Origin of the sequence: Streptomyces sp. Ru62, from assembly GCF_002920615.1 — a bacterium.
In the GTDB taxonomy this organism is placed as follows: domain Bacteria; phylum Actinomycetota; class Actinomycetes; order Streptomycetales; family Streptomycetaceae; genus Streptomyces.
The window spans coordinates 189,260-213,844 of record NZ_PQSU01000002.1; the positions used below are offsets into that span (position 1 = coordinate 189,260).

The 24,585-nt window shown below is 74.1% G+C and carries 21 protein-coding genes and 1 tRNA gene; 11 read left to right on the forward strand and 11 right to left on the reverse strand.

Going from position 1 to position 24,585, the window contains the following annotated elements:
- Positions 1-65: 65 nt before the first annotated feature.
- Both C3492_RS03300 and C3492_RS03305 read right to left on the reverse strand, forming a co-directional pair.
- A complete protein-coding gene (locus tag C3492_RS03300; protein WP_103810184.1) occupies positions 66-1,472 on the reverse strand; it encodes an amidase in 1,407 nt (468 codons plus the stop codon).
- A 28-nt stretch (positions 1,473-1,500) separates the two neighbouring features.
- Positions 1,501-2,454, reverse strand: coding sequence for a D-2-hydroxyacid dehydrogenase (locus tag C3492_RS03305; protein WP_103810185.1), 954 nt, complete (start codon positions 2,452-2,454; stop codon positions 1,501-1,503).
- Between the two features lie 268 nt (positions 2,455-2,722).
- On the opposite strand from C3492_RS03305, the gene C3492_RS03310 reads away from it, so the two are divergent.
- From C3492_RS03310 to C3492_RS03325, 4 genes are all read left to right on the forward strand, one after another.
- Positions 2,723-3,454, forward strand: a complete 732-nt coding sequence (locus tag C3492_RS03310) for an aspartate/glutamate racemase family protein (protein WP_103810186.1) — start codon at positions 2,723-2,725, stop codon at positions 3,452-3,454.
- A 128-nt stretch (positions 3,455-3,582) separates the two neighbouring features.
- Positions 3,583-3,951 (forward strand): hypothetical protein, encoded by a 369-nt coding sequence (locus C3492_RS03315; RefSeq protein ID WP_103810187.1) that lies wholly within the window; start codon positions 3,583-3,585, stop codon positions 3,949-3,951.
- Between the two features lie 110 nt (positions 3,952-4,061).
- Positions 4,062-4,631, forward strand: a complete 570-nt coding sequence (locus C3492_RS03320; protein ID WP_103810188.1) for a bifunctional DNA primase/polymerase — start codon at positions 4,062-4,064, stop codon at positions 4,629-4,631.
- Positions 4,622-4,695 (forward strand) — tRNA-Lys (locus C3492_RS03325). The genes C3492_RS03320 and C3492_RS03325 overlap by 10 nt, the downstream gene beginning before the upstream one ends.
- A gap of 122 nt (positions 4,696-4,817) precedes the next feature.
- On the opposite strand, the gene C3492_RS03330 is transcribed toward C3492_RS03325, so the two are convergent.
- The gene (locus C3492_RS03330; protein ID WP_103810189.1) at positions 4,818-6,077 is read right to left on the reverse strand and encodes a M6 family metalloprotease domain-containing protein; all 1,260 of its coding nucleotides are present in this window, start codon (positions 6,075-6,077) and stop codon (positions 4,818-4,820) included.
- A gap of 330 nt (positions 6,078-6,407) precedes the next feature.
- On the opposite strand from C3492_RS03330, the gene C3492_RS03335 reads away from it, so the two are divergent.
- Entirely contained in the window at positions 6,408-8,210 is a 1,803-nt protein-coding gene (locus C3492_RS03335) for a bifunctional diguanylate cyclase/phosphodiesterase (protein ID WP_103810190.1), read from the forward strand.
- Here C3492_RS03335 and C3492_RS03340 read toward each other — a convergent pair.
- The 5 genes from C3492_RS03340 to C3492_RS03360 all read right to left on the reverse strand — a co-directional run bounded on the left by C3492_RS03340 (position 8,189) and on the right by C3492_RS03360 (position 14,601).
- Positions 8,189-9,286: an LLM class flavin-dependent oxidoreductase gene (locus tag C3492_RS03340; RefSeq protein ID WP_103810191.1), complete on the reverse strand. Its 1,098-nt coding sequence runs from the start codon at positions 9,284-9,286 to the stop codon at positions 8,189-8,191. The two genes, C3492_RS03335 and C3492_RS03340, sit on opposite strands and share 22 nt — an antisense overlap.
- Before the next feature lie 276 nt (positions 9,287-9,562).
- Positions 9,563-10,900 (reverse strand): AAA domain-containing protein, encoded by a 1,338-nt coding sequence (locus C3492_RS03345; protein WP_103810192.1) that lies wholly within the window; start codon positions 10,898-10,900, stop codon positions 9,563-9,565.
- On the reverse strand, positions 10,897-12,486 hold the full coding sequence (locus tag C3492_RS03350; RefSeq protein WP_103810193.1) for a hypothetical protein: 1,590 nt from the start codon (positions 12,484-12,486) through the stop codon (positions 10,897-10,899). The genes C3492_RS03345 and C3492_RS03350 overlap by 4 nt, the downstream gene beginning before the upstream one ends.
- Positions 12,477-13,655, reverse strand: a complete 1,179-nt coding sequence (locus C3492_RS03355; protein WP_181140194.1) for a hypothetical protein — start codon at positions 13,653-13,655, stop codon at positions 12,477-12,479. The genes C3492_RS03350 and C3492_RS03355 overlap by 10 nt, the downstream gene beginning before the upstream one ends.
- A gap of 1 nt (position 13,656) precedes the next feature.
- On the reverse strand, positions 13,657-14,601 hold the full coding sequence (locus C3492_RS03360) for a phosphatase PAP2 family protein (RefSeq protein WP_103810194.1): 945 nt from the start codon (positions 14,599-14,601) through the stop codon (positions 13,657-13,659).
- 240 nt (positions 14,602-14,841) lie between these two features.
- Here C3492_RS03360 and C3492_RS03365 point away from each other — a divergent pair, with 240 nt between their 5' ends.
- On the forward strand, positions 14,842-15,438 hold the full coding sequence (locus C3492_RS03365) for a histidine phosphatase family protein (protein ID WP_103810195.1): 597 nt from the start codon (positions 14,842-14,844) through the stop codon (positions 15,436-15,438).
- 128 nt (positions 15,439-15,566) lie between these two features.
- Here the strand turns inward: C3492_RS03365 and C3492_RS03370 are convergent, their stop codons facing one another.
- Positions 15,567-17,075: a hypothetical protein gene (locus C3492_RS03370; RefSeq protein ID WP_103810196.1), complete on the reverse strand. Its 1,509-nt coding sequence runs from the start codon at positions 17,073-17,075 to the stop codon at positions 15,567-15,569.
- 266 nt (positions 17,076-17,341) lie between these two features.
- Here C3492_RS03370 and C3492_RS03375 point away from each other — a divergent pair, with 266 nt between their 5' ends.
- Together C3492_RS03375 and C3492_RS03380 are read left to right on the forward strand one after the other, a co-directional pair.
- Complete coding sequence (locus tag C3492_RS03375; RefSeq protein WP_103810197.1) at positions 17,342-17,752, forward strand: hypothetical protein; 411 nt, start codon at positions 17,342-17,344, stop codon at positions 17,750-17,752.
- A gap of 34 nt (positions 17,753-17,786) precedes the next feature.
- Positions 17,787-18,656, forward strand: a complete 870-nt coding sequence (locus tag C3492_RS03380; RefSeq protein ID WP_103810198.1) for a spermidine synthase — start codon at positions 17,787-17,789, stop codon at positions 18,654-18,656.
- A 56-nt stretch (positions 18,657-18,712) separates the two neighbouring features.
- On the opposite strand, the gene C3492_RS03385 is transcribed toward C3492_RS03380, so the two are convergent.
- Positions 18,713-19,201: a hypothetical protein gene (locus tag C3492_RS03385; protein WP_103810199.1), complete on the reverse strand. Its 489-nt coding sequence runs from the start codon at positions 19,199-19,201 to the stop codon at positions 18,713-18,715.
- Between the two features lie 99 nt (positions 19,202-19,300).
- On the opposite strand from C3492_RS03385, the gene C3492_RS03390 reads away from it, so the two are divergent.
- From C3492_RS03390 to C3492_RS03400, 3 genes are all read left to right on the forward strand, one after another.
- Positions 19,301-20,026, forward strand: coding sequence for a response regulator transcription factor (locus tag C3492_RS03390; RefSeq protein WP_103810200.1), 726 nt, complete (start codon positions 19,301-19,303; stop codon positions 20,024-20,026).
- Complete coding sequence (locus C3492_RS03395) at positions 20,023-21,426, forward strand: HAMP domain-containing sensor histidine kinase (protein WP_103810201.1); 1,404 nt, start codon at positions 20,023-20,025, stop codon at positions 21,424-21,426. The genes C3492_RS03390 and C3492_RS03395 overlap by 4 nt, the downstream gene beginning before the upstream one ends.
- Positions 21,427-21,535: 109 nt before the next feature.
- The gene (locus C3492_RS03400) at positions 21,536-23,005 is read left to right on the forward strand and encodes a cellulose binding domain-containing protein (protein ID WP_103810202.1); all 1,470 of its coding nucleotides are present in this window, start codon (positions 21,536-21,538) and stop codon (positions 23,003-23,005) included.
- 68 nt (positions 23,006-23,073) lie between these two features.
- On the opposite strand, the gene C3492_RS03405 is transcribed toward C3492_RS03400, so the two are convergent.
- Positions 23,074-24,501 carry a GH1 family beta-glucosidase gene (locus C3492_RS03405; protein WP_103810203.1) on the reverse strand — a complete coding sequence of 476 codons (1,428 nt, stop codon included), beginning with the start codon at positions 24,499-24,501 and terminating at the stop codon, positions 23,074-23,076.
- Positions 24,502-24,585: the final 84 nt, after the last annotated feature.

A 24,585-nucleotide genomic window follows, 5' to 3' on the forward strand; every position in this document is an offset into this window, starting at 1 on the left:
GGGACCCCCGTCCTCTTCCTGCCCTTCACCTCCACGGAACCCCCACCGGGCCCCCGGCACTGTGCTCAGTTCCCGGCGGGCGTGACCTTCCCGGGCAGAGGCAGGCCGGCCTCGTACAACGTGTGCGCGGCCCGCAGCACCAGATCGTCCCGGTGCCGGGCGGCGACGAGTTGCATCCCCACCGGCAGCCCCTCCCCGTCCACTCCCACCGGCACGGTCGCCGCCGGCTGCTGGGTCAGATTGAACGGGTAGGTGAACGGGGTCCAGCCCGTCCAGCGCCGGAACACCGAACCCCTCGGCACCTCCAGCCCCGCCTCGAACGCCGTCAGCGGCAGGGTCGGGGTCACCAGCAGGTCGTACCGCTCGTGGAAGCGGCCCATCCGCCGGCCGAGGGCCATCCGGACGTCGACCGCGGCCAGGTACTCCAGCGCGCTCGTCCGGGCGCCCCGGGCGCAGATCTCCCGCAGGCCCGGGTCCAGCAACTGCCGGCGGCGCGGGGAGAAGTCCTGGGTCAGCCTGGCCGCGCCGCTGAACCACAGGGTGTGGAAGGCGTCCACCGGGTCGGTGAAGTCCGGGTCGGCCTCCTCCACGTAGGCCCCCAGGTCCGCGAGCGCGGCCACCGCGCGCCGTACCGCCGCGGCGACCGCCGGGCGGACCGGCACCTGCCCGCCCAGCGACGGCGAGTACGCCACCCGAAGCCCCCGCACACCGCCCCGCAGCGCCTGGGTGAACGAGCCCGGCGCGGGCGGCAGCGCCGACCAGTCGCGCGGGTCGGGCCTGCCGATCACATCGAGCAGCAGGGCCGCGTCGGCGGCGTCCCGGGTCATCGGCCCGGTGTGCGACAGCGTGCCGAACGCGCTCGCCGGATACAGCGGCACCCTGCCGTACGTCGGCTTCAGCCCGAAGATCCCGCAGAACGCGGCCGGGATACGGATGCTTCCGCCGCCGTCCGTGCCCAGCGACAGCGGGCCCGCGCCGAGCGCGACGGCCGCCGCGCTGCCGCCGCTGGAACCGCCCGCGGTGCGCGTGGGGTCGTACGGATTGCGGGTGATCCCGGTCAGCGGCGAGTCGGTGACGCCCTTCCAGCCGTACTCGGGCGTGGTCGTCTTGCCGAGGAACACCGCGCCGTGCTCCCGCAGCCGGGCCACCGGGGGCGCGTCCTCGTCCCAGTTGCCCTGCTCCGAGACGGTCCTGGAGCCGCGCAGGGTGGGGTGTCCGCGCAGCAGCAGGATGTCCTTCACCGTCACCGGCACCCCGTCGACCAGCCCGGCCGGCTCACCGCGCCGCCAGCGCGCCTGCGACTCCCGGGCCCGGGCGAGCGCGTCCTCCTCGGTGAGCCGCACGAACGCGTTCACCTCCGGCCCGCTGCGCCGCGCCCGCTGAAGCGCCTCCTCGGTCACCTCCACCGGGCTGAACTCGCCCTTGCGGTACCCGTCGAGGAGCCGGACGGCGGTCAGGTCGGTGAGCTGCATGCACCCTCCAGGGGCCGGTGACAGGGCTTCAGTGACCGGGCACGTAACCACGCGTCTTGTCGACCACGTTCGGCAGGGATCTGCCCGCCGCCCACCGCTCGTACAACTCCACGAACTGCGCGCCCAGTTCGTCCCGCCAGCCGACCGTGTCGCCGCTCATGTGCGGGGACACGATCAGCCCCGGCAGCTCCCACAACGGGCTGTCCCCGGGCAGCGGTTCGGCGGCGAACACATCGAGGGCCGCGCCCGCGATCCAGCGCCGGGCCAGCGCCCGGGCGAGGGCCTCCTCGTCGACCAGGGCGCCCCGGCCGACGTTGACGAAGAACGCCGAGGGCTGCATCACGCCGAACCGGTGCGCGTCGAACATGCGGTACGTCTGCTCGGTCAGCGGAGCCGCCGCGATCACCCAGTCCGCGCGGGAGATCAGCCGGTCCAGGTCGTCCGGGCCGTGCACGCCGGTCCGCGCCACCCGCCCGACCAGCGCCGTCGTCACCCCCAGGGCCTTGAGCATCCGGACGATCGCCCGGCCGATCGGACCCGAGCCGACCACGCACGCGCGCGTGCCCGCCACCCGCCGGGTCTCCCGGTGCCGCCAGACCCGCTCCCGCTGGTGCTCCAGGGTGCGCGGCAGATCCTTGGCGGCCGCCAGCACCAGGGCCGCCACGTACTCGGCGATCGGCTGGTCGAAGATCCCGCGCGCGTTCGTCACCACCGTGTCCGACGCCGCCAGCTCCGGGCACATCAGATGGTCCACGCCCGCGCTCGCGGTGTGCACCCAGCGCGGCCGGGGCCCCTCGCCGGGCCACGCCCGCCGCACCGCGTGCGAGGTGAAGTCCCACACCAGCAGCACGTCCGCGCCGGGCAGCCGCTCGGCCAGGTGCGCCGCGTCCGTGCGCTCGATCCGGGCGCGGCCGGTGAGGCGGCCGAGCCGGGGCGGCGGATCGGCGTCGAGGACCAGAACGGTGGGGACGGTCGGCGTCATGGGGGGCGACTCCCGGCGTCTGACATGCGCGGATTGTGCGCGGATTGACACGCTCGCACCCGAACCCACCTTCGTCAACACGGGCGAACCCACGATCCGTCACCCCCTCGTCTCCCAGCGTGAGGCCGGTGATCCCGGCCCGCCGGGTCACCGCGTGGGCTGCGCCGCGCCGATTGGGTACCCGGACCGTGGGGCCCTGGCAGGCGCTGGTGGACGCGGCTGCCCGCGCGTGGCCCGTACTGCACGAAGAGACGCAGGAAGGCTGGACATGACCGCACTCGGATTCCTCTACCCGGGCCACTTCGCCGAGGACGACTATCCACGCATCGAGCAGCTCCTGGGCAGCGACATCCGGGTGCACCTGGTCCACACCGACATCGGCGAGGACGCGCACCGGGTGGACGCGCTGCGCGAGATGGGCTCCGCCGACCGGCTGGCCCAGGGCATGGAGGGGCTGCGGCTGGCCGGCGCCGAGACGGTGGTGTGGGCGTGCACCAGCGGCAGCTTCGTGCACGGCTGGGAAGGCGCCCAGGAGCAGGTGCGCAACCTGGCCCGGGTGGCCGGGATGCCGGCCTCGTCGACGTCGTTCGCCTTCGTGCACGCCGCCCGGGAGATCGGCGTACGACGGGTCGCCGTCGGCGCGACCTACCCCGAGGACGTCACCGCGCTGTTCGCGGAGTTCCTGCGGGCCGGCGGCCTGGAGGTGGCCGGCGCGCGGTCCTCGGGGGTCGTCACGGCGGCGGAGGTCGGCACCTGGGGGGAGGAGGACGTGCTGACGCTGGCACGCGCGGCGGACGCCGCCGACGCGGAGGCCGTCCTGCTGCCGGACACGGCCCTGCACACGGCCGCGCACCTCTCCCTCCTGGAGAAGGCCCTGTCCAAGCCGGTGCTCACCGCCAACCAGGTCACGGTCTGGGAGGGCCTGAGGCTCGCGGACCGCCGGGTGAACGCACCGACCCTGGGCACCTTGTTCACCCGGCAGCCGTTGGTGCAGGTGTAGCCCGCCGGGCTCCTCCTCCGGACGTGGCGCGCCTGCGGCCGCAGGGGCCTCTTGCGCCGGCGCGGGACAATGGACGGTGGCCCACCTGAAGGCGGCGCCCACCGAACCGTACGAGGAGGAGACAAGACATGGCGGAGCCCACGCCGCGTCGTAACGAACCGCGGCTACGCCCCGCGCCCCTGCTCTTCGAGCCCGCGGAGGCGGCCGCCGACCCCGAGCACTTCTTCGCCCTGGAGTCGATCGACGACCCGCGGGCGCTGCTGGCCCGGGCGACGGAGCTGACCCAGGCGTTCCGCGCGGCCGCCGACCGGGCCGTGGAGTTCCAGGCCATCGCGGCCGCCCAGCTCGCCGACCCGCGCCGGTTCGACCGGCTGACCCCGGCGGACATCGCCGAACGGGCGGAGTGGACGGAGGACTACGCGAAGAAGATGGTCGAGTTCGGGCGGGATCTGATGCGTGGCGAGGGCGAGGGGCGGACCACCGCCGACCCCCTGTAGCACCCGCACGGCATATGCCAGGCGGGCAAGATACTCCTCCCCGACCGCCGTTGTCCCGGTTTTCGGCAACCCAGAAGAACGGCGCGCTCACGCGCTGTACATCTGGTGTCATGACCAGCGCCCCGAACGTCACTCGTGTCAGCGCCGACGGCGTCGCCTGGCTCGCCTCGGCGGGAACGTACCCCCGAAGCACCCTCGCCCTGTGGGAGGAGCGCCCGGACGCCCCGGTCGTCCTGCCCTGCGGCACCGTCTTCGACGTGGTGAGCGCCCCCACGGTCTTCGGCCGCCGCATGCTGGACCGGCTCTGGGACGAGGGCGCGGGCTCGGGGCCGGTCGCGGTGTTCCGGGGGCGGACGCTGCTGTTCGCCGCCCCGGGGACGGCCCAGCGGCTGCCCTCGCTGCTGGACTGGGAGGAGTGGGGGTCCCAGCGGGCCCGCGCGGTGCCCCCGCTGCTGTGCCACGGCACCGGTGACGCCGTCACCGTACCGTCCCTGACCTGCGACGACGCCAGCGATGCCGCCCGCTGGCTGGTCGCCCCGGACACCCGGCACCCCTGGCTGCCGGGGCCCGAGGTGCTGCTCTGGGCGGCCGTGCGGGCGGCCCGGCCGGCCGTGCGGATATCGATTTTTCCTCCCGCCGACCAGGATGCTAAGGTCTACGACGTCAGCAGGCGCCGCTAGCTCAGTTGGTTAGAGCAGCTGACTCTTAATCAGCGGGTCCGGGGTTCGAGTCCCTGGCGGCGCACGCGAAGGAAACGGCGGGTCGGGTTCGAAAGAATCAGGCCCGCCGTTTTCGTATACGAGCCGCCGGTCACGCGACGCCCCCGTCCAGCCGTCGGCCACGTGGCCCCCGGTCCAGCCGCACGGTCAGTCACCGACCCCCGGCGTGATCTTCACCGTCCACGCCCCGGATGCCGTCCGGCCCTCCGCCTCCACCTTCACGCCCTCCCCGGGGACCGTGAAGCTCTCCCCGAGGGAGACCGGCGCGTCGGCGAGGGGGGCGTAGACCGAGTTCTCCCAGCAGGCCTCGGTGCGCGGGTGGGCGTCCACCACCTGGATCGGGCCGTCACCGGACTCGGCGGCGCCGCGCACCCGGTAGACCAGGATGCCCTGCCGGCAGGACGCCCGGTCGTTTCCGGCCGCGTCGCGTGCTTCGAAGGCGAGGGCGGTCTCCGGGCCGGTGCGCACCACGGCCAGCTTGACGCCGTGACCGAGGCCGAAGCCGGGGGTGTCGCCCGCCCCCGGCACCGGCACGCCGGGCGCGGCCGCGAGGGGCTCCAGGGTGAGGCGGGTCGGCGTGGTGCCGCGCACGCACACCACCTGGCGCGGATCCAGCCAGCCGAGCCGCCACTTGTGCCAGGCGAACAGGTCGGGCGCCAGACCGAACTGGCTGCCCATCAGGTCCCAGTCACCCACATAGGTGTCCCAGTCCCCCTTGCCGTCGACCGGGCGGTGGTAGAGGTCGGGCAGGTCGAAGACATGGCCGGTCTCGTGGGCGAGGACCAGCCGGTCCGGCGGATGGTGCTCGAACACGGTGACGACCCGCCGGACAGCGGTGCCGTCGACGCGCAGGGGTGTTTCCAGGTTGACGACCTTCGTGGCGTCCGAGTCGACGCCGGGGGCGTCCGGGTCGGCGACGAGGTACACGACCGGGTAGCGCGAGAAGTCGACCTCCTTGTCGGCCACGGCGAACGCGTCGCGCAGATAGGCGGCCCGGTCCTCCGCGTCCCAGTCCCGCCGCATGGCGTACGAGGTCGACGGGCGCGGCATGCGCAGCCAGTGCTTCAGCGGGTGCGGGCGCAGGGTGAACCTGCCGTAGGACGCCTGTGCGTAGAAGCGGCTGGTGGCCGGGAAGTGGTCGGCGGCCAGTTCGGCGGGGGTGGTGCGCGGGGTGGCGTCCGGGAAGGAGAGGAAGATCAGTACGGCGTCCAGCGTGCCGGTGGGGCGGGTGTAGCGGGGGTTCCAGCTGTCGACGCCCTCCGAGTGGTGGGCCTCGGTGCGGTGCAGGGCGCAGGGCGCGGGCGAGAAGGGCTCGGCGGCCGACGGGCCGCCGAGGATCGAGGTCGCGGCGAGCGCCGACATCGTGGTGCACACGGCGGCGGTGCTGCGCAGCTTGGGCACGGACATGACCTCCGGATACGGTTCGGGACCCGCACCCAGATTGCTGGCAATCGATGTGTTTTGCCCTGTTTACCTGCACCAGAAGGGTGAGCGCGCCCCCATTGCGCCCCGGCGCGCCCCGGCGCTCGACATCCCCGAAACACTCACGGAACGTCACAACTGGTCGGGGGCCTGAAGAACCCGTCCAGGTGCGGGCAGAAACGATCTGTCAGAACCTGTGCTCGGTCCGGGACACTGGACACTGGCTGGAAGGGCCCGGAGCCAGCCTCTATGATCGGCACACTTTCCGGCACGGACAGGCACGGACACAGATCGAGTGCACTGCGGGAGCGAGCGGTGAGCGGAACGTCCGAAGGGCCGACGCCCGCGGCAGACCTCGACCGGTCAGCCGTCACAGACAGTCACTACACCACCTACCACCGTGTCTTCGCGACAGCCCCGCTCGCCATGGCGGTCGTGGCGCCCGAGGGACTCGTCGTCAGCGCCAACACCGCCCTCGGTGACCTGCTCGGCGCCGACCCCGGCACCCTCGTCGGGCGGGTCGCCGCCGACCTGGTGGACCTGGCCGCGGACGCCCGTAGCCGGCACGCCTACCGCGAGGTGCTGCGCGGCCGGCAGGCCCGCCTGCGCTGCACCCGCAGGCTGAAGCACCCCGAGGGGCACTCGCTGTGGGTGCAGGTCACCGTCGCCCCGCTGACCGGCGAACCCGGCGTCCTGCTGTCGGTCGCCGACATCAGCTCACGGCGCGAACTCCAGGCCCGGCTACGGCACTTGCAGATGCACGACCCGGTGACCCGGCTGCCCAACCGCACGCTGTTCTTCGAGCGCCTGACGGCCGCGCTGGAGGCGGAGTCGTACGAGGAGAGCGGCACCGGCCGGATCGGCCTGTGCTATCTGGACCTCGACGGCTTCAAGGCGGTCAACGACACCCTCGGCCACCGCGTCGGCGACCGGCTCCTCGCGGCCGTCGCCGAGCGCCTGACCCGGGTCGCCGACGAGACGGGGTACGCCCGCGCCGCCACCCCCCTCGTGGCCCGGCTCGGCGGCGACGAGTTCGCCCTGCTGGTGGAGGACTCCACCGGCACCGAACAGCTCGCCGACCTCGCCGAGTCCGCGCTGAAGGCACTGGAGGAACCCTTCGATCTGGCCGGTCAGCGGCTGTCGTTGACCGCGTCCATCGGCGTCGTCGAGCGGCACGCGGCCGGCACGACGGCCACCGGGCTGATGCAGGCGGCCGATACGACCCTGTACTGGGCCAAGGCCGACGGCAAGGGCCGCTGGACCCTGTTCGACCCCGAGCGCAACGCCCACCGGATGACCCGTCAGGCCCTGTCCTCCACCCTGCGGCCAGCCATCGAACGCGAGGAATTCGCCCTGGAGTACCAGCCGTTGGTGGCTATGGAGGACGGCCGGCTCAACGGCGTCGAGGCCCTGATCCGCTGGCACCACCCCCAGTTCGGCACCTTGACGCCGAATCGGTTCATCGGACTGGCCGAGGAGGACGGCTCGATCGTGCAGCTCGGCCGCTGGGCGCTGCACACCGCCTGCCGGCAGGCCCGCCGCTGGCAGCTGGACCACCCCGGCGAACCGCCCATCTTCGTCAGCGTCAACGTCGCCGTACGGCAGGTGTGGGACTCCGACCTGGTGGCCGACGTGGCGGAGATCCTCGCCGACACCGGACTCGCCCCGCAGCTGCTCCAACTGGAGCTGACCGAGTCGGCGGTCATGGGCTCGGCCGGACGCCCGCTCCAGGCCCTTCAGGCCCTCAGCGACATGGGCGTGCGCATCGCCATCGACGACTTCGGCACCGGCTACTCGAACCTCGCCTATCTGAGCCGGCTGCCGGTCTCCACGCTGAAGCTGGACGGCTCCTTCGTGCGGGGCTTCCAGTACGACGGCGACAAGAAGGCGATCGCCCCGAACCCGGCCGACGAGGTCATCGTGGAGGCGATGATCCAGCTCGCCCACCGGCTCGGTCTGACGGTCACCGCGGAGTGCGTGGAGACCTCCGCCCAGGCCACCCGGCTGCGCCGGATCGGCTGCGACACCGGGCAGGGCTGGCTGTACTCCCGCCCGGTGCCGCCGGATCGTATCTCCGAGCTGCTGGGGGCGCAGGCCTACGCGGTCGGCAATCCGTAGGCGTCCGCGATCAGCTCGTAGGAGCGCAGGCGGAGTTCACCGCGGTGCGCGTGCGAGGTGATCATCAGCTCGTCGGCGCCGGTGCGCTTGTGCAGGTCGTCCAGTCCGGCGCGGACCTCGTCGGCCGTGCCGTGCACGATGTTGGCCGTCCAGGAGGCGACGAACTCCTCCTCCATCGGGCTGAACTCGTGCCGCTCGGCCTCCTCCGGGTCGGGGAACAGACCGGGGCGGCCGGTGCGCAGCCGGACCATGTTCAGCGCCATCGCCCGGCTCTGCCGGCGGGCCTCCCGCTCGTCGTCCGTGGCGAGGGCGGAGACGCCGATGAGGGCGTACGGCTCGGAGAGGACGGCGGAGGGGCGGAAGGACTCCCGGTACAGCTCCAGCGCCGGGATGGTGTTCTGCGCGGAGAAGTGGTGCGCGAAGGCGAACGGCAGACCGAGCAGGCCGGCCAGGCGGGCGCTGAAGCCGGAGGAGCCGAGCAGCCAGACCGGCGGCCGGTGCGGCGACTGGACCCCGCCGGGGGTGCTGCCCTGGATGGGTCCCGGGATCGCGTGGATGCGGCGGTACGGGTGTCCGTCCGGGAAGTCGTCGTCCAGGAACCGGGTCAGCTCCGCGAGCTGCTGCGGGAAGTCGTCGGCGCCCTCGTTGAGGGTGTCGGTACGGCGCAGGGCCGCGGCCGTGGCCCCGTCCGTGCCCGGCGCCCGGCCGAGGCCCAGGTCGACCCGGCCCGGGGCCAGCGCCTCCAGCGTGCCGAACTGCTCGGCGATCACCAGCGGGGCGTGGTTGGGCAGCATGACGCCGCCCGAGCCGAGCCGGATGCGGTCGGTGTGGGCGGCGAGGTGGGCGAGGATCACGGCCGGGGAGGAGGAGGCCACACCCGGCATGGAGTGGTGCTCGGCGACCCAGTACCGGTGGAAGCCGCGGGACTCCGTGAACCGGGCGAGCGCGACGCTGGTGCGCAGGGCGTCGGTGGCGGTACTGCCCGCGCCGACGGTCACCAGGTCCAGTACGGAGAGGGGGGCGGGGGCGGTGCCGAGCGTGCTGCCCCGGATCTCGTCTGCCTCGTCTGCCGACACGGTGTGCGCCTCCTGATGCGAGCGTGAGCTGTCCTGCAACGCCTAACAGGAGAGAGTCCCCGCTTGTTCCCGGAGACCGGCGTCCGCGTGGGAGGCACCGGGGTGTCGGTCAGGGGCGCCAGGTCACCCGGTGTTCCCTGAGGTGGGACAGGACCGCGTGGTTCGCCTCCCAGCCGTCCGGGCTGTGACCATCGGCCGCCTGCGGCGGGGTGCCGGACTCCGTCCGGCGGAGGGGTGCGGCGGTCGGCGTCCGCGTGGGAGGCACCGGGGTGTCGGTCAGGGGCGCCAGGTCACCCGGTGTTCCCTGAGGTGGGACAGGACCGCGTGGTTCGCCTCCCAGCCGTCCGGGAACTTCACCAGTGTTCCCAGCTGGACCGGTTCCGTGGAGGGGTAGTCGTCCAGCAGGTCGGTCACCCCGGCGCGGCAGATCATGATGCAGGCGTGCCGGTGACGGGAGGACAGGACGCACAGGCGGCCCGTCTCCAGGTGGAAGGCGGTGGCGTCGGGGCGGCCGGAGAGCGGGTGGAGGACGACCGTGACGTCGTACTCGCGGCCCTGGAGGCGGTTCGCCGTGTCGACGGTCACGTCCGGGACGCCGAGGTCGGCGAGGGCTGCGCGGATCGCCGCCGCCTGGTCGCGGTGGGCCGTGCCCACGGCGATGCGGTCGGCCGTCAGGGGGGTGGGATCCGGTGCGCGCTCCGACACCGCCGCGCCACCCCGGTCCAGCAGCCGGCGGACCACCGTCGCCACCGCCCGGACCGCCTCCGGATCCGTGCGCGGGGTGTGCCGGGCGGGCAGCTCCAGCAGGCCCCAGCCGGACTCCGCGGCCTCGTCGACCACCCGGTCCGGGCCGGAGCCGTCGGAGGGGACGGCGAAGGTCAGACGGCGGTCCCCGTGGGACGTGCCGCTGCGGAACGGGGTGTAGGGGTAGAACGCGGTCGAGACCAGGGGCGCCGCCGAGGCCGGCAGGCGCCAGGAGACCGGCAGACGGTGCTGGGGGAGCTCCGGGTTGTGGGCCAGAAGGGTGGTGACCGCCGAGGCCGAGGGGTCGTACGACAGGCCCGCCCACTGCTCGCTGCCGACGATGGAGAAGGGGTCGAGCTGACCCGGGTCGCCCACGAACAGCGCCCGTTCGAACAGCCCGGCCACGGCGAGCAGGGAGTCGGAGCGCATCTGGTACGCCTCGTCCACGATCGCGTGCCGCCAGGGCTCGTCCACCTTCACGTGCGCCCACTTGGCGGCCGTGGAGAGCACCACCGGCAGACCGGTGAGGTCGGCCGCCTTCGCCGAGGTGCGGACCTGCGGCAAGGCGTCCAGCGCGGAGTCGTACGCGTCGGCGTCGCTGCTGTGCAGACGGCCGAGGGGCAGCTCCGGGTCCTTCTCGGCCAGACGCAGGACCAGGTCGTCGACCTGGGCGTTCGTCTGGGCCACGATCATCAGCGGGCGCCCGGCACCGGCGAGTTCGAGGGCCGCGCGGACCACCAGAGTCGACTTGCCGGCGCCCGGCGGGGAGTCCACCACCACGCCCCGCTCGGCGCCGTGCAGCGTGTCGTGGAGGATCGCGTCGGTGGCGCGGCCGGCCGCGGCTCCGGGGTCGAAGTCGACGGTCGTCACAGCACGTCCTCCTCGGTCACGGTGTCGGGGGCCTCCGGCGCCGGCTCGCCCGGCGGGCCGCCGTGCGTCCACGGGGTCTCCTCCGGGTCGGGCAGCTTCGCGCCGCCGCGCTGCTCGTGCTCGAACAGGGTGAAGCAGACCCGGTCGCCCTTCTCCGGCACCGAGCCGGGCTCCGGCTCCTTCCCGCGGCCCATCTTGTCCAGGACGCGCAGCACCAGCACGCCGTCGGCCTCCTGACCGACGAACTCCGCCGACTGCGGCTTGCCGCCCAGCGAGCGGTACACCTTCCCCCGCTCCGCCAGATGCGGCCGGTCGTCCGTGCGGACCGTCACCAGCGGGCGCGGGCTCGGCCGCTTGCCCTCGCTGTACGCCATCACGACGTCGGTCACCTCACCCGCGAACGCCTCCCCGGCCAGCCGCCGCCCCGCCATCACCAGCGGGTCGTCCAGCGCCTCCTGCGCCTCCAGCCGGGCCTGCTCACGCTCGCGCGTGGCCAGCTTGTTCGCCGCCGTCACCGCGTCGTCCCGGCGCGGCTGCGGGGGCTCACCGGCCAGCACCCGGTCCCGGTGCCCGGTGAACGACCAGCGGTCCCGGGTCCAGCGCCCTTCCACGTGCGCCCCCTCCGGCAGCGCCCGCAGCAGGTCCAGGCCCCGCCACACCGCGTCCCAGGTGGGCCGGGTACGGCTCTCGACCAGGTCGCGGACCTCCCGCTCGGCCCGGGTGAGCGCGGCCAGCCGGTCGTCGGCCTCCAACGGGTCCTCGGCGGCGGCCAGGGCCGTCCGCGCGCGGTCGTAGCGCTCGATCGCCGGGGCCAGCAGCCTGTTGTCGAACGCCGGGTCCGTGGCGGGACCGGCCGGCGGGCACAGCAACTGGCCGTCGGCGTCCCTGGCGAGTTCCGCCCGGCGGGCCGCCTCGGCGCCGGTCAGGCCCTCCGGGGGGTCGATCCAGGCCAGCAGCGCGCCCAGGTGCTCGTCCTCCAGGCCGGACTGGCCGGTCGCCCAGTGCCGGGACAGCACATCGGTCAGGGCGAGCAGCAGCGAGGAGCCCGGGACCCGGGCCCGCTCGCCGTAGTGGGTCAGCCAGCGGCCGAGCAGCGGCACCCGGGGCGGCGCCGGATAGGGCGCGTCCGGGTCCTGCTCGGCGGTGCGCCGGAACCGCATCGAGCGGCCCAGCAGCCGTACGAAGTCCAGGCCCGTGCGGCTCGGCACGATCAGCTGGGGCGCGTCCGCGCACAGCTCGGCCGCCACCTTGACCCGCTTGCCGGTCTCCGGGTCGGTCTCCGTGCGCTCGGCCGCCTCCACCGAGTCGGCGTAGGCGTCGATGTAGGGCAGGACGACGTCGGCCAGGTCGGCGAGGAACGTGAAGCGCAGATCGCGGTCGCGGGGCTGCGGGACGACCAGCAGCCGGGGCGCGTCCCGGTCGGTGCCGACCAGCGCGCCGAGCGGGGCACCCGTCTCACCGGCCGTGGTGAGCGGCACGAACACCAGCGGGTGGTCGGACAGGTGCCGGTGCCGGACGGTCGCGGCGGGCTGCGCCCGGCCCGTGCCGACGGCTTCCAGCCGGGCGAGGGTGGTGATCAGGGACACGGGACCGCCTCCCGGGCCTCCCGGGCCTCCGCCAGGGCCTCCGCGCGCAGGGCCGCCGCCCGGCGCAGCGCGGCCACCGCCGGGTCGTCCGGGTCCCCGCTCTCACCGTGGGCCGCCGCCAGGACCTCCTCGACCGTGGCCAGTCCGCCCAGCTCGGCCCGCAGCGGCCGGCCGAGCCGGGTGACCGCGCCGGCCGCCCGGGCCCGCTCCCGGCAGTGGAAGGCCAGCTCGCAGGCGGACAGGCACTCGGGCGCGTACGTCGCCGGAACCGCCTCCACGGCCGCCGTCAGCTCCTCGGCGGGCCGGTCGGGCGCGAAGCACGTGCCCTCGGGCAGGGCGTCGGCGATCTCCTCGACGCGGGTGAGCCGGGCCAGCTGGCGGGCGGTGACCGCGCGCTGCTTGCGGACGTCCACGGCGGAGCCCGCGGGCAGGTTGGAGAAGTCCTTGGGGCACACCAGCAGCACCTGGTGGCGCACCCGCGGCACCGGAGCGCTCCCCGGGTCGTGTTCCTCCGGCTCCCTCCGCGGGGCGTGCCCCTCCGGCTCCCGCTGCGGGTCGTGCTCCTGCGGCTCCGCGCCGAGACGCCTCGCGACCTCCTCCAGGGCGAGCACGTACACCGCCGCCTGGCGGGCCGCCGCGCCCACCTTCGCCGGGTCCGCGGCGCCGTCCACCATCGGGAAGGACTTGATCTCCACCACCGACCAGCTCCCGTCCGGGTGCACCACGACCGCGTCCGGCTCCAGGAACGCGAGCGAACCGGCCACGTCCAGGGCGAGCATCGGATGGTCCAGGAGCGTCCAGCCGCCGGCCCGTGTGGCCTCGCGCAGCGCCAGCGCCGTACGGGCCGTGCGTCCCTCGGGGCCGTGCGCGGTCAGGTCGGGTACGGCCGCCGTGGCGGGCGGTTCGGCGCCGGGGTCGAGCCGGGCGTGCGCCAGCCGCAACAGCTCGGCGCCGCCGTCCGCCTTGACCCGGGCCTCGAACGCGTTGCCCCGGGTCAGCGCGAACTGCGACTGCCCGAAACCGGACGGCGCGCCCAGCGCGCCGGCCAGCTTGGCCTTGTCCACCCCGGCGCCGTCCAGGATCGCCCGCCGGGAGCAGCCCGGGTTCGCGGCGAGCGCCGCGAGGGCGCGGGCGTCCAGGGCCTTGGCCGGTACCTCGGGACCGCGCAGCTCAGCGAGCCGGTGCCGGAGCCCCTTCGCCCGCGTCGCTGGGGGAGGCGTCCGGTCCGGCCGCGGGGTCGAGCCGCGACTCGCGCTGCCGTGGAATTCGCTCACCCGCCGAAGTCTGGCATCCGGCACTGACAATCGGGGAACCCGTGCCGTCCGTGACCGGTGCGGTACGACGGGACAGCCCGGTCCGCACGAGGTCCGCGGCCCGCAGCACCAGCGGTGCCAGCAGCAGGCCGACGCCCATCACGGCCGCGCCCGCGACCGCGTCCAGGAAGTAGTGGTTGGCCGTGCCCATGACCACCAGCGCGGTCACCAGCGGGTAGACGACACCGAGGACCTTCGTCAGGCGCGTGCCGCCGTACCGCCACAGCATCACGCCGCACCACAGTGCCCAGCCCACGTGCAGGCTCGGCATCGCCGCGTACTGGTTGGTCATGCCGCCCATGCCGCGCGGTGCGCTCGCCTCGCCGCCCCACCAGCCGTACGTGCTGTACTGCGCCATCGTGTCCACGAAGCCGTGGCCGGCGGAGAGCAGGCGGGGCGGGCAGGTCGGCAGCAGGGTGAAGCCGATCAGACCGATGAACGTGGACGTCATCAGCCAGGTGCGGGCCGCCCGGTAGTGCGCGGCACGCGCGCGGAACAGCCAGACCAGGATGACGGGTGTGACCAGGTAGTGCAGCGAGGCGTACCAGAAGTCGGCCGGCACCCCGAGCCAGGGCTCGCGGGTGAACAGCCGGTTCAGCGGGTGCTCGGCGTTCAGGCGCAGGGCCTTCTCGACGCGCAGGATCGCCAGGCCGTGGTCGACGGCGCTGGTGACGTCACCGCGCGCGAGGAGCCGGCCGGCCGAGTAGCAGCCGTAGACCAGCAGGATCAGCGGCAGCTCGGTCCACCAGCGCAGCCGGGGTCGCGGGGCCACCTCGGTGCCCGGTGTCTCGGTCTGCGGCATCCGATCGCCCTCCCCCTTCTGCTGTGCGGCTGCGCCCCGGCGGGCGACCGTGCCACTTTACGGTGTCCCTACTCCGCCCATGACGGGCGCTCGGATCACGCTCGGCGTGTGTCAGCCCTCGAAGACGCGGAGATCGCCCGGCGGGTTGCCTGGGAGCGGGGTGCGCGATGATGGAGGGACCGCACCCACCCGTCGTGCGTCCCCCTGTCGTGCATCCGCTTGTTCCTTCGGAGAGACCCCATGGCACCGCGCATTCTGCTGGCCCGGCACGGACAGACGGCATGGTCGCTGTCCGGCAAGCACACCGGCAGGACCGATGTGCCGCTGCTGGAGGAGGGCCGGCGCGGGGCCAAGCTGCTCGGCGAGCGGCTGCACCGAGCCCCGCTGGACGGACTGGCGGACGCGGAGGTGCGGACCAGCCCGCTGTCACGCGCGCGGGAGACCTGCGAGCTGGCCGGCTTCGGGGACCGGGCCACGGTGTGGGACACGCTGGTGGAGTGGGACTACGGCGCGTACGAGGGCATGACCCCGGCCGAGATCCAGGCAGTGCGGCCCGGCTGGCTGATCTGGCGGGACGGGGTCCCGGAGGGCGAGACCCTCGCCGACGTCACCGCGCGCGCGGACGAGGTGGTCTCCTGGGCCCGTTCGGCCGACCGTGACGTCCTGGTCTTCGCCCACGGGCACGTCCTGCGGTCGATCGGGGCGCGCTGGCTGGGGCTGCCGCTGGACTTCGCGGCCCGGATACGGCTGAACCCCACGTCGCTGTCGGTCCTGGGCTGGGCCTACGGGGAGCCGGCGATCGAGAGCTGGAACGACACGGGGCACCTGGCGGGCTGAGAGGGTGCCCGCGCCCCGCAGGGGCGCGGGGCCGGAGCGGTGTGCGGCTCCGCCGCGTGGGCGCGAGCGGCTACGACGCACCCGCGGGCGGGCGACCACCGGACGCCCCACGTCGTACGGAAGGACCCCTACACCCGCCGGGGAACGGACGCGTGGCGGTCCAGGAACTCCGACACCCCCGACGCCCGCCGGTGCGGCAGCAGCACCCGCGCCGTCCCGGCCAGCATCGTCTGGATCCGGGAGGACTGGACCTGGTCCAGCAGCGCCAGCACCCGCAACCCGGCCTCCGCCGCCTCGTCGGGACGCCCCTCGCGGGCGAGGTCGTCGGCCAGCTCCGCGGTGTACAGCGCGATGTTCCGCGTGAAGTGGGGATCCTGCAGACGCGCCGCCCGCCGCGCGTGCCGGGACGCCCGCCGCCAGTCGCCCAGCGTGGACCAGCACTGCGCCTCCAGACCCTCCAGCTCGGCCTCTCCGTAGAAGCTCATCCACTCGGGGTCGGCGTCCGAGGGGCCCCGCTCGAACAGGGCGTGCGCCCGGGCCAGCGCCTGCGCGCAACCGGTGCGGTCGGCGAGCCCCGCCCAGCCGCCCGCCTCGCGCAGGGCCAGCAGGGACATCAGCCGGTCGGAGCCGAGCGGCTGTGCGGCGCGCTGCGCGGCCTGCGCGGCCCGCACCGCCTCCCGGGGGCGCCCGGCGTCCCGGGCCAGGAACGCGGTGTTGCAGAAGGCGTGTGCCTCCAGCGCCGGATCACCGGTCATACGAGCGGTGGCCAGTGCCTCCGCGTAGTGCGAGCGGGCGTCGTCGAAGCGGCCGGAGTCATGGGCCAGCCAGCCGACGGAGATGGCGAGTTCACCGGCGCCCGCGTGCAGCCGGTCGGCGGTGGTCTGCCGGGTCGCGCCGGCGTCCAGCAGTTCGTAGGCGGCGCGCAGCGGGGCCGCCGCGCGCCGGTAGAGGCCGTCCGCGCCGTGCCGGTCGTCGAGCAGCCGGATGCGGCGGACGGCCTCCTCCAGCGCCGCCGCCTCGGAGGTGCCGGCGCGCCGCAGCGGCCGTTCCGCCGCCGTGGCGCCGGTGGTGAGCCCCAGCGGGGCCAGCGTGGCGGCGGCCATCGTGGCGCCTCCGCCGGTCATGAATGCGCGACGCAGCACGTCGCTCTCCTCGTGGTTCAGGGGGTCTTTCGCAAACGGTTCGTGCGGTTCGTACAGTCGGTGCGGTGCAAGCGGCCCCCGTCCCCGAGGGGCCCGGGTGTCGCCGGACCCCGCGGTCTCACGGGACTCGTACGGCTCCGCAGCCCCGCGGGACTCAGCGGGCACCCGCTGCGCGGGGGCCGTCTCCGCCGCCGTGCGCGCCGCGCGTCCGCGGACGGACGAGCGGGGCGCGAAGCCGAGGTCGGTGAGCGTGCGGCCGGGAAACATGTGCAGGAACACCCGTTCGTACGCGTAGTTGGGGCAGCGGATCTCGCCCGCCTCGACCCGTCCGATGTAGCGCGCGTCACAGCTCACCCGCTCACCGATCTCGCGCGCGGCCCGCCGCACCAGCGCCGCGAACTCCGCCGGTGAGCGCCGGCCGCGCAGCTGCCGGAAGGCGAGGTTCGGCCGTGGTGGCCGTTCGGGCTGTGACGAGGTCACGGTTGACGACGCCATGGCCGGGTCCTCTCGTGCGAACCGTCGAACCACGCCGGGACCCGGGCGATTCCGGGACGAGTTGCCCGTGTGACGCCCTGGTTCCGGCGGGCATGAACGTACCCGCTGTGAAGGACCCGCCACGCGGTGTTTGGCTACAAACCGGATATCTCATGCACGATCTGCCATGAAGTGCCATTCTTTGCGGCGCACTTGCGCCGTTGCCGTTGACGCGCTGACGCGTTGGACTCCATGGACCGCAACAGGGCTGTGTGGTGGAGGCCGGCATGGAGACCAGCCAGAGCAACGATCCTTGTATGTCGCCGTCGTCGTCCGCGTGCGCGGGGGGTGACGCGAGATGCGACCTCGTGACGGTACCGACCCGGCAGGGGCTGGAGGCGGTCGACATCCTGCGGCGGGGCGCGGCGGACTCGGTCGGGCCCGTGCTGCACGACGACGGCTGCGGCACCCTCGGCTTCCTCGTGCCGGCCGGTACGGCCGCCTGCTGGGACGTGCCGGGCAGCACCTGCACCGAGACCGACGGACGCGGGCTGCGGCTGGACCCCGGGCCGCCGGTGGAGGGCTCCGACTGGCTGCTGCCGCCCGGCGAGGCGGACCTCGCCACCGACCCGGTGGTCCTGCGCCGGGCCCTGGGCGAGGCGGCCCGCCTGATCGAGGCGGCCGACAACTGCCGGTGACGCGCCTGCCCCCGGCGGCTGCGAGAATGGGGCGATGGGCAGGTCGAGGAACACACGGCGCGGGTCGGCCGCCGCGACCGCGGTCGAGGAGCCGGTCGACGGCGGGCTCGCGCAGCTCGTGCCCGACCCGGACCGCGCCCGGGCCTGGACGCTGCTGATCGACGGCGCGCCCCAGTCGCACGTCGACCTGGACGACCCGGCGTACCTGTCCTTCGAGTACCAGCGCCGCCTCGGCCATGTCATCGACCTCGCCGCCCCGCCCGGCAAGCCCGTGCACGCCGTGCACCTCGGCGGCGGCGCGCTCACCCTCGCCCGGTACGTCGCCGCGACCCGGCCCCGCTCCACCCAGCAGGTCGTGGAGCGGGACGAGAGCCTGGTGCGACTCGTCCGCCGGGAGCTGCGGCTGGACCCGGGCGCGCGCATCCGGGTACGGGCCACCGACGCCCGCGCGGGGCTCGCCAAGGTGCTGGACGGCTGGGCCGACCTGGTCGTCGCCGACGTCTTCAGCGGTGCCCGCACCCCCGCCCACCTCACCTCCACCGAGTTCCTGGACGAGGTCCGGCGCGCCCTGAAGCCCTCCGGCGTCTACACGGCCAACCTCGCCGACGGCCCTCCGCTCGCGCACCTGCGCGGCCAGATCGCCACGGCCGCCGCCCGGTTCGGCCACCTGGCGCTGATCGCCGACGCGGCCGTGCTGCGCGGCAAGCGCTTCGGCAACGCGATCCTGGTCGCCTCCGACCTCCCGCTGCCGCTCGCCGAGCTCACCCGCCGCGCCGCCTCCGACGCGCACCCCGGCCGGGTCGAACACGGCAGACAGCTCACCGACTTCACCGGTGGCGCGGTGCCCGTGACGGACGAGGCCGCGGTGGCCTCCCCGGCCCCGCCGCCCTCGGTGTTCCGTTAGACCCCGCCGACGGCACCGTGCGTGTCGTCCGCACGCCCTGACCGCCGTCAGGCGGGTCAGTACGTGCCCACTTCGACCCGCGGTGGCCCGTCGTGCCAGGTGCAGAACACCGACACCCGGTCCGCGCCCCGGCTGAACTCCACCCGGATCCAGCTCTCCGTCTTCCAGACCTGTATCGACCAGCCCGTCCCCGGGGTCGCCGACACGAGCGCGGCGTCGGCCGTCCGCAGGTCGAACACCGCCCGGCCGCCGTCGGTGTCGTAGGACCTGACCCGGCCGGACGGTGTGCGGGCCGGCGTGTGCGCGGGCGCCGGCGTCGCCGTCGGCCGGACGGTCCGCTCGCGCGACGGGGTCGGCGACGGAGAGGGCGTCCGGGACGGGGACTTCGCGTCCCGGGTGCCCGCGTCGGCGGCCGTGACCGGAAGTGCGCGCGGCGGGTCGTACGCCGTTCCCGTCATGACCGTGTGGACACCCCACCACGACAGCGTGACCGCCGCTCCCGTCGCGAGCAGCCACGCCAGTACGTGTACGAGTCCTCTGCGCATCGCGGGCCATACTGCCCCAGGGGTACCGCCGTACGCACATGCCCCGAGTCGTCCACAGGCGCCCGCCCGGTGTTGTCCGCATGGCGTACGGTGCGGCGCATGGCAAGTGTGCTCGTGGTCGAGGACGACCAGTTCGTACGCTCGGCGCTCATCCGGCATCTGACCGACGCCGCACACACCGTGCGCAGCGTCGGTACGGCACTGGAGGCGCTGCGCGAGGTCGCCCATTTCCGCTTCGACCTCGTCATCCTGGACCTCGGACTGCCCGACCTGGACGGCTCCGAGGCCCTGAAGATGCTGCGCGGCCTCACCGACGTGCCCGTCATCATCGCCACCGCCCGGGACGACGAGACGGAGATCGTCCGGCTGCTGAACGCCGGGGCGGACGACTATCTGACCAAGCCGTTCTCGGTCGAACACCTCTCCGCGCGGATCGCCGCCGTGCTGCGCCGCGCCCGCACCGGCGGCGGGGAGGCCCCGCCCTCGTCCGTGCTCCGCGTCGGCGGCCTGACCGTCGACCCGCTGCGCCGCCAGGCCGAGTTGGACGGAACCCGGCTCGACCTCACCCGCCGCGAGTTCGACCTGCTGGCCTTCCTGGCCGGGCGGCCGGGCGTCGTCGTCCCGCGCAGGGAACTCCTCGCCGAGGTCTGGCAGCAGTCCTACGGCGACGACCAGACCATCGACGTCCATCTGTCCTGGCTGCGCCGCAAGCTGGGGGAGACGGCCGCCCGGCCGCGTTACCTGCACACGCTGCGGGGCGTCGGTGTGAAGCTCGAACCACCCTCCGACGGGCAGGACGGCCCGGCCGGGCAGGCCCCGCGATGAGATGGGCTCTGGTCAAGGTCTGTCTGGCGGTCACCACGATGGTCGTGGTCGCCTTCGCCGTGCCGCTCGGCCTGGTCGTCAAGGAGATGGCCCGCGACCGCGCGTTCCAGGGCGCCGAACGCGAGGCCGCGGCGGTCGCGCCCGCGCTGTCCATCACCACCGACCGGGACCAGCTGGAGCGGGTGGTCGCCTCGGCCGGCGCCGACTCCGGGATGGCGGTCCACCTGCCCGCCGACGGCGGCCGGGCCGCGCTCGACCTCGGCCGGCAGCGCGCCGCGGGACGCGACATCGAGGCCGTACGAGGACTCGGCCGCGCCTCCACCACCACCGTGCCCGGTGGCTCCACCCTCCTCCAGCCGGTCGCGCTCGGCTCCGGCGCGATAGCCGTGGTCGAGGTGTACGTCCCCGAGTCCGAGGTGACCAACGGCGTCGGCACGGCCTGGGCGGTGCTCGCGGCCGTCGGCCTCGCGCTGATCGTCGGCTCGGTCGCGGTCGCCGACCGGCTCGGCGTGCGCATGGTGCGGCCCGCACGGCGGCTCGTCGAGGGCGCGCACGAGCTGGGCGAGGGCAAGCTGGGCGCCCGGGTGCCGGAGGACGGCCCGACCGAACTCCGGCTGGCGGCCGTCGCGTTCAACTCCATGGCCGACCAGGTGGTCCAGCTCCTCGCCAACGAACGGGAGCTGGCCGCCGACCTCTCGCACCGGCTGCGCACCCCGCTCACCGTCCTCCGGCTGAACGCGGCCTCCCTCGGCGCCGGACCCGCCGCCGAGCAGACCCGGGCCGCCGTCGCCCAGCTGGAGCGCGAGGTCGACACCATCATCCGGACGGCTCGCGAGGCCAAGCCGCAGACGGCCGCCGCCGGACCCGGCGCGGGCTGTGACGTGGCCGAAGTGGTCCGCGAACGCATGGAGTTCTGGTCCGCGCTGGCCGAGGACGAGGGCCGCAAGTGGCGGGTGGCCGGCGTCGACCGGCCGGTGCGCGTACCCGTGGCCCGCACCGACCTGGCCGCCGCGCTCGACGCGCTGCTGGGCAACGTCTTCCGGCACACGGCGGAGGGCACCGCCTTCGCGGTCGACGTGCACAACGGCGAGGACGCGGTGATCGTGCTCGTCTCCGACGCGGGCCCCGGCATAGCCGACCCCGAGGCGGCGATGGCCCGCGGCCGGGGCTCGGGACACGCCGGCTCGACCGGCCTGGGCCTGGACATCGTCCGCCGGCTCGCCGAGTCCACCGGTGGTGACGTCCGCATCGGCTCCTCGGTGCTGGGCGGCACCGAGGTGCGGATCTGGTTCCAGCTCGGCGCGCGGAAGCCGGTGGGGCGCGGACAGCGGGGGGCCGTGCGCAGACGCCGATCGGGCAAATCGGTCTCTGCCTTTAACCGTCCCCGATCGCTTCCTTAAGCGAACCCTAAGGTCTGCGACGGCCGCCCCGAACAGGCGGTTTGTCTCTTTCCTGATCGCTAGCGTGCTGCCGCACCTCACCCCGTGAACAGCGAAGGCAGGCACGCGCATGAGCACGCACCGGCGCAGGATCAGTGGCAGGAACAAGGCGATAGGCGGCCTGCTGGCCGCGGCCGTGATCGGCGGCGGCGCGGTCCTGCTCACCGGCACCGCCAACGCGGCCGGCGTGAACGCCGCGTACACCAGGACCAGTGACTGGTCCACGGGCTACACCGCCCAGTACGTCGTCACCAACAACACCGGTCAGGCCGAGAAGACCTGGACCCTGGAGTTCGACCTCCCGGCCGGTGCCAAGCTCAGCTCCCTGTGGAACGGCGAGTCGAGCGTCAGCGGTCAGCACGTCACCGTGAAGCCGGCCACCTGGGACACCGACGGCCTGGCCCCCGGCAAGTCGGTGACCGTCGGCTTCGTGGTCAACGGCGGCGGCGACCCGACGGGTTGCCGTATCGACGACACGCAGTGTTCCGCGGACGGCGGCGCGACGCCCGAGCCGAGCGGCCGGCCGACGCAGACCACCCAGTCACCGACCCCGGCTCCCACCTCGACCCCCACCTCCGCGCCCACGTCGACGCCCACCCGGACCGCCACCCCCACCCCCACAGGCAGCACCGGGTCCGGCAGCACCGCCTCCCCCGGTTTCGCCCCCTACGTCGACACCAGCCTCTACCCCGCCTTCGACCTCCTCGGCGCCGCCGACGCGACCGGAGTGAAGAACTACAACCTCGCCTTCGTCACCGACGGCGGCGGCTGCACCCCCAAGTGGGGCGGGGTCACGGACCTCACCGGTGACGCCGTGGCCGCGCAGATCGGCGCGCTGCGCGCCAAGGGCGGCGACGTCCGGGTCTCCTTCGGCGGCGCCTCCGGCTCCGAGCTGGCCACCACCTGCTCCTCCGCGGACGCGCTGGCGGCGGCGTACGGCAAGGCGGTCGACGCGTATCGGCTGACCAAGGTCGACTTCGACGTCGAGGGCGGCGCGCTGCCCGACACCGCCGCCAACACCCGGCGCGCCCAGGCCATCACCAAGCTCCAGGCGCAGCACCCGGGCCTGGACGTCTCCTTCACCCTGCCGGTGATGCCCGAGGGCCTCACCCAGGACGGCGTGAACCTCCTGGCCGACGCCAAGTCCAACGGCGTGCGGATCAACACCGTCAACATCATGGCGATGGACTACGGAGCCTCGTACAGCGGCGACATGGGCACCTACGCCGAGCAGGCCGCGACCGCCACCCAGGCCCAGGTCAAGAGCGTGCTGGGACTGTCCGACTCCGCCGCCTGGAAGGCCGTCGCCGTCACCCCGATGATCGGCGTCAACGACGTCTCCTCCGAGGTCTTCAAGGTCGACGACGCCACCCAGCTGGTGGACTTCGCCCGGTCCAAGGGGCTCGGCCGGCTGTCGATGTGGTCGGCGACCCGTGACAAGCAGTGCGCCGGCGGCACCAAGCCCACGGCCGACGCAACGTGCAGCTCCGTCACCCAGGAGCCGTTCGCGTTCTCCAAGGCGTTCGGAGCGTACAAGTAGTCGCGCCGGTCGCCGATGACCGGACAAGGGGCCCGGCGGATCGCACTCGTCGGGCCCCGCCCACGTTCTCAGCCCCTTGGCAGCACCGGCGGCAGCGCCCCCGTCCGCGCCGCCTCCCCGTACCACCGCGCGCTCGACTTCGGCGTCCGCTCCAGCGTGCCGTAGTCCACGTACACCGCGCCGAACCGCTTGCCGTACCCGTACGCCCACTCGAAGTTGTCCATCAGGGACCACAGGTAGTAGCCGCGTACGTCGGCACCGTCGGCGATGGCGCGGCGCACCTCCGCCAGGTGGGCGTGCAGGTAGGCGATGCGCTCGGGGTCGTGCACCCGGCCGTCGGGGCCGGGCTTGTCGTCGTAGGCCGCGCCGTTCTCGGTGATGTGGAGGGGCAGGCCGGGCGCCTCGCGCGTGTAGCGCATGATCAGGTCGTACAGGCCCGTCGGATCGATCGTCCAGCCCATCTCCGTGCGGTCGCCGGGGGTCTGGTGGAAGCGGATGTCGCCGGCGGCCGGCCAGGGCGAGTGGTCGCTGGAGCCGTGGCCGTCCGCCCGGGGGCCCTCGGCCCCGCCGGACGCGGCCGAGACCAGCGTCGGGGTGTAGTAGTTCAGGCCCAGCGCGTCCAGCGGGGCGTTGATCGTGCGGACGTCGCCGTCCAGGACGTGCGACCAGTCCGTCACCGAGCGCGTGGCCTCGAAGAGCGACGTCGGGTACGCCCCGTGCAGGATCGGCCCGTGGAACACGCCGTTGGCCAGGTCGTCGATCCGGCGGGCCGCGGCCAGGTCGGCCGGGTCCTGGGAAAGGGGCCGTACGACCGAGGAGTTGAGGCTGATCGCGATCCGGTTGCCGGCCGGCATGGCCGCGCGGAGGGCGGAAACGGCCAGCCCGTGCCCCAGGTTGAGGTGGTGGGCCGCGCGCAGCGAGGCCGCCGGGTCGGTCCGGCCGGGGGCGTGCACCCCGGAGGCGTAGCCCAGGAAGGCGCTGCACCACGGCTCGTTGAGAGTGATCCACTGCTCCACCCGGTCGCCCAGCGCCTCGCCGACGAGCTGCGCGTACTCGGCGAACCGGAACGCGGTGTCCCGCTCCGGCCAGCCGCCCGCGTCCTCCAGCTCCTGCGGCAGGTCCCAGTGGTAGAGGGTGAGCGCCGGTGCGATGCCCCGGGCGAGCAGTTCGTCGACGAGACGGCGGTAGAAGTCCAGGCCCCGCTGGACGGCCGGCCCCCGGCCCGTCGGCTGCACCCGGGACCAGGAGACGGAGAAGCGGTACGCGGTCAGGCCCAGCTCCGCCATGAGCGCCACGTCGTCGCGGTAACGGTGGTAGTGGTCGACGGCGATGTCGCCGGTCTCGCCGCCGGCCGTCCTGCCCGGCGTATGGCTGAAGGTGTCCCAGATCGAGGGGGTGCGGCCGTCCTCCCGCACCGCCCCCTCGATCTGGTACGCCGAGGTCGCGGCGCCGAAGAGGAAGGCGGGAGGAAAGGCCACGGTCGTCGGTTCGGGCATGAGGGCTCTCCCCTGGGTCGAGTGCACGCATTATGCATGGGAGCGCTCCCACGATGGAAGGGGGCGGACGTCGATCGATAGACC